Raw genomic sequence first — 13,708 nt, forward strand, 5'->3', positions numbered from 1 at the left:
TGATGGCAACCCATCAGTCTTAAATTTATTTTTTTATAAAATTACATTATTAAATCCAACCACAAACAATTGCTCCCATTACAGCTAAAGAAACAATCCAATATCCAGAATTAATAAAAATATATTTCCAACTTTTTCGCTCAAACATACCGTTGATTGCTATTACAGGAAAAAATAAGAAAACACCTGCTAAAATACCGTGTAAAGCACCATGTTTAAAAGTTCTAAATTCATTTTTATACTCTTCCATAAAAGCTTTATAATTTGCTGTTTCGCCTAGTTCACCTTGTGCTAAACTATAAGCTCCCATTTGGTGTGTGGTTAATTGTTGTAAAAAGAAAGCTAAAACAAATGATAGTAATAAAGTAAGTACAAAAATAACAGCCATATTACCACTTTTCATTTTATCTGGTGTCATTTCTGCTTCTCGCATCCATGAATTTCCAAAAGTTTTTGGATTATACCATAAAAAACCTATTAGAATAGGTGCAATTGCAGCAACTAAAATTGCTAAAAAATTAAATTCCATAATTATTTTGTGTTAGGTTAGTTGTTTTAAAGATACAAAAAAGCCTCTAAACTAATATTTAAAGGCTTTTTATATATGTTATTTAAATTTAGGCTAATGCTTTAGCTTCTGTTACTAATAATTCGTTTTTATCGTCTAATGCTTTAGAAATAAACTCGTTTATTGCTTCATTTTTTTCTAAACCATTTTCTAATAATACGCCTAAACTAATCATGGTAATTATACGTGTTCCAGCCTTTTTTACTGCTGTTCCAAAGAGTGGTTCTATATCTTGATAACTAATATTTTTAGCTAGTTCTTGGATTTCTAATTTAGCTTTTTCACGTTGCTCATCCTTCATTCTATCGTACTTTTTACCGTAAGATTTAATTTGCTCTATTGCTGGACGCTTATTTTGTTGTGATTGTTTTTGTTGGTTATTATTATTTGTTTTAGGTTTTACTTTCGCCCAAGAATCTCTTAAACCAACTGTTTTATTAAACACTAATTTTTTTGCAGTAGAATCTTTATCCACATTAAAATAACCTAAGCGTTGAAATTGAAACTGCTCACCTATTTTGGCTTCTACTAAGCTTGGTTCTACAAAAGCTTCAATTACATTTAAAGAATTAGGATTAATAAATTCCATAAAATCTTTATCTGCATGGCTATCTGGAGCTTCGTCTGTAAATAATCTATCATATTCACGAACTTCTGCTTTTATAGCGTGTTTTATAGATACCCAATGTAAGGTACCTTTTACACGTTTTTCGGTATCGGTAGAATATGTACAGTGTATTTCTGTAATTTCTCCATTATTATCTTTTACAACACTTTCTGCTTTAATAATGTAGGCATTTTTTAACCTTACTTCTCCACCTAATTTTAATCTAAAAAATTTGCTACTTGCTTCCTCTTTAAAATCTTCTTTTTCAATGTATAATTCGCGAGAAAATGGTACTTTTCTAAAACCAGCACTATCATCTTCTTGATTATTTTCTGCCTCTAGCCATTCTTCTTTATCTTCTGGATAATTAGTAATCACTAGTTTTACTGGATTTAAAACAGCCATTACTCTATCGGCTTTTTTATTTAAATCTTCACGAATACAAAATTCTAAAAGAGATACATCTATTATATTTTCTCGCTTGGCAACACCAACAGTTTCTACAAATTTTCTAATAGATTGTGGTGTATAACCACGACGGCGTAAACCAGAAATGGTAGGCATTCTTGGGTCGTCCCAACCAGAAACTATACCATCTTCAACCAATTTAAGTAACTTTCGTTTACTCATTATGGTATAACTTAAATTTAAACGTGCAAATTCACGTTGTTTAGGAAGCATTGGATACTTGTTCTTTGCAAAATTATATACTTGTTCCTTAAACCAATCGTAAAGTTCTCTATGCGGCTTAAATTCGAGCGAACATAAAGAGTGAGAAATTTGCTCTATATAATCGCTTTCTCCATGGGTCCAATCGTACATTGGATATATACACCAATCGCTACCTGTACGATGGTGGTCTTTTTTTAAAACACGATACATAATAGGATCTCGCATTAACATATTTACGTGTTGCATGTCTATTTTAGCTCGTAAAATATGTTCGCCTTCATTACATTCTCCTGCTTTCATTTTAGAAAAAAGAGCTAAGTTTTCTTCAATCGTTCTATTTCTATAAGGTCCATCTACACCAGGTTGTGTAGGTGTTCCTTTTTGCTCTGCCATAGCTTCGCTTGATTGAGAATCTACATAGGCTTTTCCTTCTTTAATTAGTAGTATTGCCCAATCGTAAAGTTCTTGAAAATAATCTGAAGAGTAGCGCTCTTCTGCCCATTTGTATCCTAACCAAGATACATCTTCTTTAATAGCATCTACATATTCCTGTTCTTCTTTTGCAGGATTTGTATCGTCGAAACGTAAATTTACTGGTGCATTATATTTTTCACCTAGTCCAAAACTTATTCCTATAGCCTTAGTATGGCCAATATGCAAATAACCATTTGGTTCTGGTGGAAAACGAAAACGTAATTTATCTTTAGATAATCCGTTGGTTAAATCTTCTTCAATAATGTGCTCTAAAAAATTGAGCGATTTGGTTTCTGTAGACATAAATATAACTATTGATTAATGCTATTAAATCAATTTTAATAAGCTGTAAAATTAATGAAATTACGTAACAAAATATATATTTATAATACTTATACTTTGAATTGTTTAAGTAAAATTTTAAAATTATGAATTACGAATGCCCAAAATGCCACAATACTTCATGCGATATAGACCAAATGCAAGCTACTGGAGGTCTGTTTTCAAAACTTTTTAACATTCAAAATAAGAGATTTACAACTGTAACATGTAAAAAGTGTACATATACAGAGTTTTTTAAGTCTAAAACTAGTGCAATTAGTAATATCTTTGACTTTTTTACTAATTAAAATAATTTAATGGGAATAATTAAAGTTGAAAATATCCGCGTTTATGCATATCATGGTTGTTTAAAAGAAGAAACTGCTATTGGAAGTGATTATCGTATAGATTTAAAGGTAAAAGCCGATTTACAAAAAAGTGCTAACTCTGATGCACTTAGTGATACTGTAGATTATGTTTTTTTAAACAAAGTTGTTATTGAAGAAATGGCAACTCCAAGTGCACTTTTAGAGCATGTTGCTAAACGTATTTTAGACCGTATATTTGCTGAAGATAAGTTAGTTACCGTTGCTACAGTTGCTGTAAGTAAAATAAATCCGCCTATAGGAGGAGATGTTGAAATGGTAACTATAGAATTAACTGAAAAAAGAAAAAGTTAAACTATGTAGTGTTAAAAGGTAATTATTTTTATATTTGCCTTCCAATTAAGGTGTCGTGGCCGAGTGGCTAGGCAGTGGTCTGCAACACCATCTACAGCGGTTCGAATCCGCTCGACACCTCTAAAAAAGCGTTATTTAAAAAGTAACGCTTTTTTTATTTTAAAATTTTTATAGTAATTAATAAGGGCTTTTTAATGAGTTTTCTCTTCTATTTGCTCAAATATTTCTTGAGGATTTAAACTATCTTTTGGTAAGAAACCTTTAATTATAAGTACAATTCCACAGATTACTAAAATTAAACCTAATAAACGTTTAACTTTTATAATAGCATTAGGTGTCAATTTATTTTTAAGTTGTTTTGCTAATAGTATTTTAAAAATATCTGTTACAAAGTAAGCTCCAATCATAGCACCAAAAAATACTACAAATCTATTTGCATTATTTTCTAAACTTGGACCAACTACAATTATTACTCCTAACCAAAATACTAAAACACCAATGTTTATAAAGTTTAAAAAGAAACCTTTTATAAATAATCTAAAATAATCGGTTTTAGGTATTACTATTTTCATAGTTTCTATAGCTTCTTTTTTAGGTTTTTTAAAAAAAATAATAAAGCCATAAATTGCTAAAATAGTACCACCAAATACATAAAGTCCTGGTTGATTACTTAAGTTTTCTAAGAGTTGAAAACTTGAAAAATATGCAATAGCAATAAATAAAATATCTGCTACAATTACACCTAAATCGAAAGCTAAAGCAGCACGAAATCCTTTTATTACACTAGTTTCTAATAATACAAAGAATACAGGACCAATCATAAAAGCTAGAAAAAAGCCTAATGGTATTGCCGCCTGAATATCTTCAATCATATAAAAAGTAAATGTTTATTACAAAGTAAAGAAATTAAGTGGTTAAAGTAAAGTATTTACTATTTTTAGTTAAATGATTTAAAATAAAAAAAGCTTCAGATTACTCTGAAGCTCTTTAATTAAATATCGGGTAAATTTTATTTTTTAATTTCTATTTTACCTCCAAACGTGTGTTTTTTAGTTACATTATTTGGATTTCCATAAATGTAAATATCACCACCTGCTGTTACTCTTGCATCTACTGTTTCGCTTGCATTAACATCTGCCTCTCCACCTGCTTTAATTTTAACTATTGTGTTTTCTGTTTCAAACTCACGACCTTCATAAATGCCTCCAGTATTTAATACTATTTCTTGAGATTGAGCTTTACCTTTTGTTGCAATTATACCACCAGAAACAGATCTTACTTCAAGATTTTTTACATCTAATCCTATTTTTAATACAGCTCCTTCTTGTGCACGAAGTTCTATTTTGTCTTGTACTATTAACTCGTTTCCAACAATTTTAGCACCTTCATTTCCATCTATTACTTCTAAATTTGTATAATGTACAGCTACAAAAGTTTTAGTTCCATCAAAAATACGATCAAATTTCATACGTACTTTTAATATTCCATTTTTAGAAATAATTTCTACATCATCTGCATCTTGTCCAGAAATTATAACTTTGTTTTCATTAGCTTTTACTAAGCTTATATGTATTAAATCGAAGACTTTAACTGTATTAAAATCTTGTACTTTCATCTCTTTTGGATTTTGTCCAAATATTGCAATAGACATAAAAAGAAGCACTACTGTTGTAATATATTTCATAATAAAGTATTGTTTCTTTTAAAGAGTATTAAAAGTTTAAAATGTTACAGTATTACAAAATTATTTTTCTGTAGCTACGTTTACAGCTGTTCCAGTAACTGATACAAAAAAATAAGAACCATTAACGGTTTCAAAATCTACATTTATTCCAACAACTGCATTTGCATTTAAATTTCTAGCATTGTTTTGTAATTTTTGAAAAGCTACTTCTTTAGCTTCGTTAATTACATTATCCATAATAGCTTTATTCTTGCCTGAATTAAAAGAAAAATTTGTTTTTGTTTCGTAAGAGTTTCCTGTTACAATTCCTTTATATTCTATAATTCTGAAACCTTCAATTGAATTTGTTGTAGTTAAAACCATAATTATTTTTTTTATTAGTTGTTACTTTATAAAAAATGTTACAAAATTTAAGTTTATACAATTTAACTATTTGCTTTTCCAATTAATTCGAAATCTAGGTGTCGTTTTACTAAATCGGCTTGTTTTACTTTTACAATAACTTCGTCTCCAAGCTGATACATTATTTTTGTTTTTTGCCCTATTAAAGCAAATTGATCTTGATCAAATTCATAGTAATCGCCTTTTATATCACGAGTTCTAACCATTCCTTCGCATTTATTAGAAATTATTTCTACATAAATTCCCCAATCTGTAACTCCAGAAATAACACCAACAAATTCTTCGTCTTGATGATCTTGCATAAAACGAATTTGCATGTATTTAATAGAGTCTCTTTCGGCTTTTGTTGCTAGATTTTCCATATTACTAGAGTGTTTACATTTTTCTTCGTAAACCTCCTCGTTTGCAGATTTTTCTCCATCTAAATACCTTTGTAATAAACGATGTGCCATAACATCTGGGTAACGACGAATTGGAGATGTAAAATGACTGTAGTAGTCGAAAGCTAAACCATAATGACCAATATTATGTGTTGTATATTCTGCTTTAGACATAGTTCTAATAGCTAAAGTATCTACAAGATTTTGTTCTTTTTTACCTTGTACATCGTTCAATAACTTATTTAAAGAAGATGCTATACCATTTTTACTATTAAAGTTAATTTTATGTCCAAATTTAGAGACTACGCCTTGCAAAGCCATTAATTTACTTTCGTCTGGCTCGTCGTGTACTCTATAAACAAATGTTTTTTCTGGTTTTTGTTTACCAACAAATTCTGAAACCTTTCGGTTTGCTAATAACATAAATTCTTCAATTAATTTATTAGCATCTTTACTGGTTTTAAAAAATACTCCTATAGGATTTGAATCTTCATCTAAATTAAATTTAACTTCTACTTTATCAAAAGATATTGCACCATCTCGCATACGTCTTCCACGCATTATTTTTGCAAGTTCGTCCATTTTTAAAACAGCGTCTGCAATGGCTTGATCTGTTTTATATTCTTTTCCTGTTAATGAAACTTCGGCTGGAATGGTATTGTTTTTATTTTCTATAATGGCTTGTGCTTCTTCATATGCAAAACGTGCATCAGAATAAGTTACTGTTCTACCAAACCATTCTTTTTTAATTTGTGCTTTATTATCGAGCTCAAAAACTGCAGAAAATGTATATTTTTCTTCATGCGGACGTAATGAACATGCACCATTACTTAAAATTTCTGGTAACATTGGCACTACTCTATCTACTAAATATACAGATGTTGCACGCTCGTAAGCTTCATCGTCTAAAACGGTTCCTTCTTGTAAATAATGCGAAACATCTGCTATATGAATTCCTATTTCGTAGTTTCCATTTTCTAAAACGGTAAAAGATAATGCATCATCAAAATCTTTAGCATCTTTTGGGTCTATGGTAAAGGTTAAATCTTTACGCATATCTCGACGCTTTTTTATTTCGTCTGGTTGTATTTTTAAATCTATATTATTTGCATAATCTTCTACTTCTTTTGGAAACTCGTATGGTAAACCATAATCTGCTAAAATGGCGTGAATTTCGGTATTATGCTCACCAGCTTTTCCTAATACTTTTAAAACTTTACCGTTAGGAGAATCGGCTTTTTCTGGCCAATCTTCTAGTGTTACAAGTACTTTATCACCATCTTCGGCCTTTAAAGTTTTGTTAATAGGTACAAAAATGTCTGTTTTCATTTTATTACCATCGACCACTACAAAAGCAAAATTATTATTTTTATGAAGTTGAATTATTCCAACATACTCTGTTTTAGCACGTTTAATAATTTTAGTTATTTCGCCTTCTAATTTGCCACGTTTTCTTCTTTTATAAACGTATAATTCTACTTCATCACCATTTAAAGCTTTATTAACATTGTTTGATGCTATATAGATGTCATCTTCAAAATCATCGCAAATAACGTATCCGTTACCACGTTGAGCTGCATCAAAAATTCCTGTATGGTATTCTGTATTATTTACTATTTGAAACTTACCACGATCTATTTCTTTAATCTCTTCTTTAGCTTTAAGTTGCGCTAATTTTTTTATAATCTGGTTACGGCTACTAGCATCGTTAACGCCAAGTTTAGCTGCAATTTGTTTATAGTTAAAGGATTGGTTTCTATCTTTTTTTAAAATACTTAGAATTGTATTTGTTAGGTTGGAAATCTTGTTATGACTTGGTTTCCTATGTTTTTTTTTTGTCATTTAATTTGTAATCTAATTGAATTTCTAAGTTATGTGAAATTCTGTTATTTAAACTTAATTTATAAGGAGAAGATTGATTATTAAGTTTATACAAAGCTACGCTTTTAATATTTAATAGAAATCTATTTAATATTATGTTAACGTAAACACTTATTCACATATATATATATTATAATCTTTTTCTTTTAAAAATTTAAAAAAATAATAATGATTATTATAGCTTGTTAATAGCGGTATAACTTTTTTAGCCAATAGTTGTAAATGTTACTTTTCTGTTTCTGCTAACACGTTATAAACATCTTAAAGTATTGATTTTTATATAAATTAATAACACTATTAACAACTGTTTATAACGTTAGTTGACAACCTTTTTTTAATAAGTATTTTATTTTTTAGTGTTTGTATATCCATTTTTTTTAATGATAATTAACCAAAAGAAAATAGATAACTTTTTTGGTGTTTAAATTTATGTTTTTGTTTGAAAAATTTATTGAATAATCCTAATAAAAGTTTTAAAAAACTATGATTAGATATTAACAAATAGTCAATATTAAAAGATGTAGTTGTTAACATTTTTACATTTTATATTTATATACATTAGTTTACATTATATAAAACCTTATTAGTGATGTATTTGGTAACCAAAATAAAGCATTTGGTAACATTTTTTTAAATTTTTAATTTATATTATTTAGCATTGCAGTTAAGTTTTGAAATTTCATACTAATCATTAAATATATATTTATAAAATCAAGTTAAGGGATGGTTTTATAATTTAATAATGGATTAAATAAATAGCTATTAATCAATTATTTAAAAACTTGAGTATTTATTTACTCAAGTTTTTTTTATTTAATTAAGTTTTAATAACATATTAATGTTTTAAAAAAGCGTTTTATTAAATTTACAGCATTAAATAAAATAATTTTGTTTTCGATAAAAAACGAAACAAATAATAAATTAGATTATGACTATTTCTATAGGAAACGACCACGCTGGAACAGATTACAAATTTGCTATTATAAAACATTTAGAAAGTAATGGAATAACCATTATAAATCAAGGAACAGATGCTACCGATAGTGTAGATTATCCAGATTTTGTACATCCTGTTGCAAATGATGTTGAAAAAAATAATGCTGAATTTGGTATATTAATTTGTGGTAGTGCAAATGGTGTTGCCATGACAGCTAATAAACATCAAGGAATACGTGCAGGAATTTGCTGGACAAAAGAAATTACAGCTTTAACAAGGCAACATAATAATGCAAATATAATTTGTATTCCAGCTCGATTTACAGCATTACAACAGGCTATAGAAATGGTAGATACATTTTTAAATACTAAATTTGAAGGTGGAAGACACCAAAATAGAGTAGACAAAATACCTTGTTAATTGTCACAAAACCATCAACATAACCATACACATGATCATGTTAATTTAAAAGGAAGAAACTTATTAATTTCTATACTTTTAAATATAATAATTACTGTTGCCCAAATTATTGGTGGATTATTATCTGGAAGTCTTGCTTTATTAAGTGATGCCTTACATAATTTTAGCGATGTTGTATCACTTATAATTAGCTATATAGCAGATAAATTAACAAAAAGAAAAGCTTCACTACATAAAACATTTGGCTATAAACGTGCCGAAATTTTAGCTGCTTTTATAAATTCTTCAACATTAATAATAGTTGCTATTTTACTTATTATAGAAGCTATAAAAAGGTTTAAAAATCCTCAGGAAATAGAAAGTAGTCTAGTTATTTGGTTATCGTTTATAGCAATTCTTGGAAATGGATTTAGCGTATTATTACTTAAAAAAGATAGTAAATCTAATATGAATATGCGTAGTGCGTATTTACATCTTTTAACAGATATGATGGCTAGTGTAGCCGTTTTAATAGGTGGATTATTAATGAAGTTTTACAATTTATTTTGGGTAGATAGCGCTTTAACACTAGCTATTGCTATTTATTTAATTTGGATGGGCTTTCATTTACTTAAAGAATCTACAAAAGTATTAATGTTGTTTACTCCAGACACAATTCCTATAGAATTAATAATTAAAAAATTAAATGCTTTTAAAGAAATAAAAAACGTACATCACGTACATGTTTGGCAATTAAATGAAGAAGAAATACATTTTGAAGCTCATGTAGATTTTGAACATAATATAACATTAACAGAATTTGATGTTATTCTAACTAAAATAGAAAAACTATTATTTAAAGAATTTGATATCAATCATGTTAACATTCAACCAGAATTTGAAAAAGATGATGTTAAAGATGTAATTGTACAAGATTAAATTATGATAACAATTAAAATTAAAGCTTTTAATGAACTTACAACACAAGAATTATATAATTTACTCCAATTACGAAGTGAAGTTTTTGTAGTAGAGCAAAACTGTGTATATCAAGACATAGATTTTAAAGATCAGAAAGCATTACATGTTATTGGTTACAAAAACGAAAAAATAGTAGCTTATACTCGCATATTTAGACCTGGCGATTATTTTAAATTGTCAAGTATTGGTAGAGTAGTGGTTGCTAAAAACCAAAGGCAACATAAGTATGGTTATGATATTATGAATGCATCTATTATAGCTATTAAAAAATATTTTAATACATCAGAAATTAAAATTTCGGCACAATGTTATTTAAAAAAATTTTATAATAATTTAGAATTTTTTGAAGTGGGAGAGGAGTATCTTGAAGATGGAATTCCACACATTGGAATGCTGTATAAAAAATAAAAAAAGTCTGTATAAATTTTTACACAGACTTTATAAGTAAAAAACTCTACTAAAAATTATTTACTTACATATAATTGATTAATAGCATACCAAACATAAATGTTCTTTTTAATTAAAAGAAAAAATACGGTTCAGTTTCAAAATTATTTGTTTAAAAACAAATTATAAGATAAAGTGTAAATTGTAAGAGATAAACAGTAGTGTATTTTAACCTTGTTAATTAACACTTAGAAGATTACATAAAAAAATAGCTTAATAGAAGTATTACTACAATAGTATATTTTTACTCAGATTTGCCAACATAAGTTATTAAAATTTCCACACGTCTATCGAATTTTGGTTCTCCACCAAGAGGAAATTTTCTGCGTAAACCTACATATTTCATACGTTTTTTATCTACACCTTTTCTTGCTAAATAATCGTAAATATATTTAGCTCTTGCTACAGATAAGTTTCTTTTTCTTGTTTTTTTATCTACAGCATCACGACTGTTTTGAGTACAGCACACGTGACCTTGAATAGTAAAATAAATGTTTTTATTATCAACCATTATTTTAGCCAATTCCTCTAATGTTTTTCTAGAATCTGAGGTTACATAACTATAACTTGTTTTAAAATAAATTTTATCTAAACGTATTTTATCACCCTTTTTTATAGTCCCTTTTTTAATATCGTTTGTTGTTTTTTCTTTTGGACCATCGTCTACATCAACATTTTCTTCGATACTATTTTCTATCTGTTTTTTATTAATTTTTTTAGTTACAATTATTTCTACTTTCCTATTTAAACCACGAATTTGGTGTACTTCATCTTCATGTAAAACTTTTAAAAGTATTTCTCCTTTTCCGTTTACATTTGTTATTAAATTAGGATCTATGCCATAGCCAGAAAACATTTCTTTTATAGCATCTGCACGATTTTGAGATAATTCTAAGTTATATTCATTAGAACCTCTATCGTCTGTAAAACCATAGATAGAAACTTTTTCTACTGGAATACTATCTAACGATGAAATAAAGAGTAGTAGCCTATTTTCCTCGGTTAATGGTACGATATATTTATCTGTATCAAAATATACATCGTGTGTAAATTGAGTTTGAGAAAACCCAAAATAGGATACAAAAAATAATATGGTGATTAAAAATTTCATTTTAATAAATAGATTATTATATAAATTAATCTATAATAATTTATATGTTTTTAGTTTAAATAGCTATTATATTTAATAGGATTAGCTAATATTTCTGTAGCTTTTTTTATTTCTTTATTATGTAGTTTATAATACTCATACAATCCTTCTCTGTATACATAACGTTTAATAATTTCATCACTTAATAAACTCATAAGTTGAGATTTATTGTCGTCTACAGCTTTTAATTTTGCTTGACCTAAATTTTGGATTAATGTATTATAATCGCGTTTTATATCATCGTCTAAATTTTCAGATTTGGCAATTTCTAGTGCTTTATTTAAAGACTTTTCAGTATCGGTTTCAAAAGAAAAATTTGAAGCTTTTAAGAAATTTTTAAAATCATTAAAATCTGAATTTGTAAACTCCCAATTGTTTATATCTTTAATATTTTGATGTTCGTAATAGTATTTTGTTGCATAATCAAATACACTTTGATTGCTTAAAATAGCTTTAGTAATAGCAGAGTTTTTAGAGTAATCTAATGCTTCGTCTGGAAAAACACCACCACCATCAAATACTTTTCTACCGTTTTTAGTTTTAAAAACGTTATAATCTTTTTGTTTTACACGTATTGCATTTCCTTTTTCATCTTTATTCCAGTAGTCTAAAGCTTGTATACAACGACCAGACGGCGTATAATAACGAGAAATAGTTACTTTTAACTGCGTACCATAAGTTAATTTTTTAGGACGTTGTACTAAGCCTTTTCCAAAACTTCTTGATCCTACAATTACTGCTCTATCTAAATCTTGTAAAGTACCAGAAACAATTTCACTAGCTGATGCACTACTACCGTTTATAAGTACAATTACTGGTATTTCGGTATCTATAGGATCTTTTTTTGTATAGTATGTTCTATTATATTTTTTAACCTTAGATTTTGTTGTAACTACTAATTGATTTTTTGGAACAAATAAATTAACAATATTTACAGCTTCTCTTAATAATCCACCAGGATTTCCACGTAAATCTAGTATAATATTTTTTGCTCCTTGTGCTTTTAAATCTTTTAAAGCGTAACCGGTTTGTTGTGAAGCTTTTTCATTAAATTTTCCTAATACAATATAACCTGTCGTTTCATTTATTAATGAAAAATGCGGGACTGCATTTATCTCTATTTCACTACGTTTTACTGTTGTATTAGCAGTTTTGCCTTGTCTTACATAAGTAATTTGTGCTTCAGAATTTGGAATTCCTTTAAGCAGGTTTCCTGCATCATCTTTATAATCTGATACTACTTGGCCATCTATTTCTATAATTTCGTCTCCTGCTTTTAAACCAGCTTTATCTGCTGGATAACCTTTGTATGGTTCGACAATTAATAATTTATCTTTTAAAATACGTACTTGTGCGCCTACTCCTGTATAATCTCCTGTTCTTTTAATTCTAGCTGCTTCTACATCTTGTTCGTTATAAAACTTAGTATAAGGATCTAACTCATTTAGCATATTTTTAATGGCATTATCCATTAATTCTCCAGGATTTGTTTCGTCTACATAATTCATATTCAACTCTTTAAAAAGAGTTGTAAATATTTCAATTTGCTTTGCAATTTCAAAAAAATCGCTATTGTAAGATTTAAATGCAGAACCTGTAAGTAAAATTGTAAGTGCTAGAACAGGAATTAGTACTTTTTGTTTTAATAATTTTTTCATAGTTCTATAAGTTAGAAATAGTATCTGTAAATTTTGTTAATGCTTTCTTCATTTTGGTATTAACCAATTCAAAATCTGGCATATCTTTACTAATATATAAAATCATTAACGCATAATTGTTAACATCATTATTAATTAACATGCTTTTATTTAATCTATAAGCTTCACGTAGTAAACGTTTTATACGAATTCTATCTACAGCTTTTTTAAAATTACGCTTACTAACCGAAACACCAACTTTACGAGAATCTCCACATTTTAAATAGACTAACCGCAAAGGATATGCCGAAACCGATTTTCCTTCGAGAAATAATTGTTCGATAGTTTTTTGGCTTTTAAGTTTTTCGTGTTTGTTATAGGTAAGTTTCATTATATAGTAAAAGAAAATGCTACTTTTTAAAAATAGCAATAAGATGCTAATATACAAACATCAAGTAGAAATTAAATTTTTAAGAAAATAAAAAACC

14 protein-coding genes and 1 tRNA gene are annotated in these 13,708 nt (G+C 27.8%); 6 read left to right on the forward strand and 9 right to left on the reverse strand.

What is annotated here, in order from left to right; all coding sequences use genetic code 11:
• Positions 1 to 49: 49 nt before the first annotated feature.
• Together BWR22_RS00965 and BWR22_RS00970 are read right to left on the reverse strand one after the other, a co-directional pair.
• Entirely contained in the window at positions 50 to 529 is a 480-nt protein-coding gene (locus BWR22_RS00965; protein WP_076731578.1) for a DUF1761 domain-containing protein, read from the reverse strand.
• Between the two features lie 88 nt (positions 530 to 617).
• A complete protein-coding gene (locus tag BWR22_RS00970; protein ID WP_076731579.1) occupies positions 618 to 2,624 on the reverse strand; it encodes a glutamine--tRNA ligase/YqeY domain fusion protein in 2,007 nt (668 codons plus the stop codon).
• A 176-nt stretch (positions 2,625 to 2,800) separates the two neighbouring features.
• On the opposite strand from BWR22_RS00970, the gene BWR22_RS00975 reads away from it, so the two are divergent.
• The 3 genes from BWR22_RS00975 (at position 2,801) to BWR22_RS00985 (ending at position 3,442) form a co-directional block, all read left to right on the forward strand.
• Positions 2,801 to 2,950 (forward strand): zinc ribbon domain-containing protein, encoded by a 150-nt coding sequence (locus BWR22_RS00975; RefSeq protein ID WP_317042545.1) that lies wholly within the window; start codon positions 2,801 to 2,803, stop codon positions 2,948 to 2,950.
• A 9-nt stretch (positions 2,951 to 2,959) separates the two neighbouring features.
• On the forward strand, positions 2,960 to 3,322 hold the full coding sequence (gene folB / locus BWR22_RS00980) for a dihydroneopterin aldolase (protein WP_076731581.1): 363 nt from the start codon (positions 2,960 to 2,962) through the stop codon (positions 3,320 to 3,322).
• 49 nt (positions 3,323 to 3,371) lie between these two features.
• Positions 3,372 to 3,442: transfer RNA gene (locus tag BWR22_RS00985), tRNA-Cys, on the forward strand.
• A gap of 71 nt (positions 3,443 to 3,513) precedes the next feature.
• Here BWR22_RS00985 and BWR22_RS00990 read toward each other — a convergent pair.
• The 4 genes from BWR22_RS00990 to rnr form a co-directional block, all read right to left on the reverse strand.
• A complete protein-coding gene (locus BWR22_RS00990) occupies positions 3,514 to 4,194 on the reverse strand; it encodes a LysE family translocator (protein WP_076731582.1) in 681 nt (226 codons plus the stop codon).
• A 137-nt stretch (positions 4,195 to 4,331) separates the two neighbouring features.
• Complete coding sequence (locus BWR22_RS00995; RefSeq protein WP_076731583.1) at positions 4,332 to 5,006, reverse strand: head GIN domain-containing protein; 675 nt, start codon at positions 5,004 to 5,006, stop codon at positions 4,332 to 4,334.
• 60 nt (positions 5,007 to 5,066) lie between these two features.
• Positions 5,067 to 5,369 (reverse strand): heavy metal-binding domain-containing protein, encoded by a 303-nt coding sequence (locus BWR22_RS01000; protein WP_076731584.1) that lies wholly within the window; start codon positions 5,367 to 5,369, stop codon positions 5,067 to 5,069.
• Between the two features lie 62 nt (positions 5,370 to 5,431).
• Positions 5,432 to 7,630, reverse strand: a complete 2,199-nt coding sequence (rnr, locus tag BWR22_RS01005; RefSeq protein WP_076731585.1) for a ribonuclease R — start codon at positions 7,628 to 7,630, stop codon at positions 5,432 to 5,434.
• A 967-nt stretch (positions 7,631 to 8,597) separates the two neighbouring features.
• Between rnr and rpiB the strand changes: the two genes are divergently transcribed.
• The 3 genes from rpiB to BWR22_RS01020 are packed head-to-tail and all read left to right on the forward strand — an operon-like array spanning position 8,598 to position 10,394.
• Positions 8,598 to 9,026 carry a ribose 5-phosphate isomerase B gene (rpiB, locus tag BWR22_RS01010; RefSeq protein WP_076731586.1) on the forward strand — a complete coding sequence of 143 codons (429 nt, stop codon included), beginning with the start codon at positions 8,598 to 8,600 and terminating at the stop codon, positions 9,024 to 9,026.
• Positions 9,027 to 9,944, forward strand: a complete 918-nt coding sequence (locus BWR22_RS01015; protein ID WP_076731587.1) for a cation diffusion facilitator family transporter — start codon at positions 9,027 to 9,029, stop codon at positions 9,942 to 9,944.
• A 3-nt stretch (positions 9,945 to 9,947) separates the two neighbouring features.
• Complete coding sequence (locus BWR22_RS01020) at positions 9,948 to 10,394, forward strand: GNAT family N-acetyltransferase (protein WP_076731588.1); 447 nt, start codon at positions 9,948 to 9,950, stop codon at positions 10,392 to 10,394.
• A 283-nt stretch (positions 10,395 to 10,677) separates the two neighbouring features.
• Here the strand turns inward: BWR22_RS01020 and BWR22_RS01025 are convergent, their stop codons facing one another.
• Genes BWR22_RS01025 through rnpA form a run of 3 tightly spaced genes read right to left on the reverse strand, consistent with a single transcriptional unit; the run spans position 10,678 to position 13,611 of the window.
• Entirely contained in the window at positions 10,678 to 11,544 is an 867-nt protein-coding gene (locus tag BWR22_RS01025; protein ID WP_076731589.1) for an OmpA family protein, read from the reverse strand.
• A 50-nt stretch (positions 11,545 to 11,594) separates the two neighbouring features.
• A complete protein-coding gene (locus BWR22_RS01030) occupies positions 11,595 to 13,241 on the reverse strand; it encodes a S41 family peptidase (protein ID WP_076731590.1) in 1,647 nt (548 codons plus the stop codon).
• 4 nt (positions 13,242 to 13,245) lie between these two features.
• Positions 13,246 to 13,611: a ribonuclease P protein component gene (gene rnpA / locus BWR22_RS01035; protein WP_076731591.1), complete on the reverse strand. Its 366-nt coding sequence runs from the start codon at positions 13,609 to 13,611 to the stop codon at positions 13,246 to 13,248.
• Positions 13,612 to 13,708: the final 97 nt, after the last annotated feature.

The sequence above is a fragment of the Lacinutrix venerupis genome (assembly GCF_001971745.1).
Classification (GTDB): domain Bacteria; phylum Bacteroidota; class Bacteroidia; order Flavobacteriales; family Flavobacteriaceae; genus Lacinutrix; species Lacinutrix venerupis.

Coding starts and splice junctions, on each gene's coding strand:
- BWR22_RS00965 (WP_076731578.1), bottom strand. CDS start 529: ATGGAATTTAATTTTTTAGCAATTTTAGTTGCTGCAATTGCACCTATT.
- BWR22_RS00970 (WP_076731579.1), bottom strand. CDS start 2,624: ATGTCTACAGAAACCAAATCGCTCAATTTTTTAGAGCACATTATTGAA.
- BWR22_RS00975 (WP_317042545.1), top strand. CDS start 2,801: ATGCAAGCTACTGGAGGTCTGTTTTCAAAACTTTTTAACATTCAAAAT.
- folB (WP_076731581.1), top strand. CDS start 2,960: ATGGGAATAATTAAAGTTGAAAATATCCGCGTTTATGCATATCATGGT.
- BWR22_RS00990 (WP_076731582.1), bottom strand. CDS start 4,194: ATGATTGAAGATATTCAGGCGGCAATACCATTAGGCTTTTTTCTAGCT.
- BWR22_RS00995 (WP_076731583.1), bottom strand. CDS start 5,006: ATGAAATATATTACAACAGTAGTGCTTCTTTTTATGTCTATTGCAATA.
- BWR22_RS01000 (WP_076731584.1), bottom strand. CDS start 5,369: ATGGTTTTAACTACAACAAATTCAATTGAAGGTTTCAGAATTATAGAA.
- rnr (WP_076731585.1), bottom strand. CDS start 7,630: ATGACAAAAAAAAAACATAGGAAACCAAGTCATAACAAGATTTCCAAC.
- rpiB (WP_076731586.1), top strand. CDS start 8,598: ATGACTATTTCTATAGGAAACGACCACGCTGGAACAGATTACAAATTT.
- BWR22_RS01020 (WP_076731588.1), top strand. CDS start 9,948: ATGATAACAATTAAAATTAAAGCTTTTAATGAACTTACAACACAAGAA.
- BWR22_RS01025 (WP_076731589.1), bottom strand. CDS start 11,544: ATGAAATTTTTAATCACCATATTATTTTTTGTATCCTATTTTGGGTTT.
- BWR22_RS01030 (WP_076731590.1), bottom strand. CDS start 13,241: ATGAAAAAATTATTAAAACAAAAAGTACTAATTCCTGTTCTAGCACTT.
- rnpA (WP_076731591.1), bottom strand. CDS start 13,611: ATGAAACTTACCTATAACAAACACGAAAAACTTAAAAGCCAAAAAACT.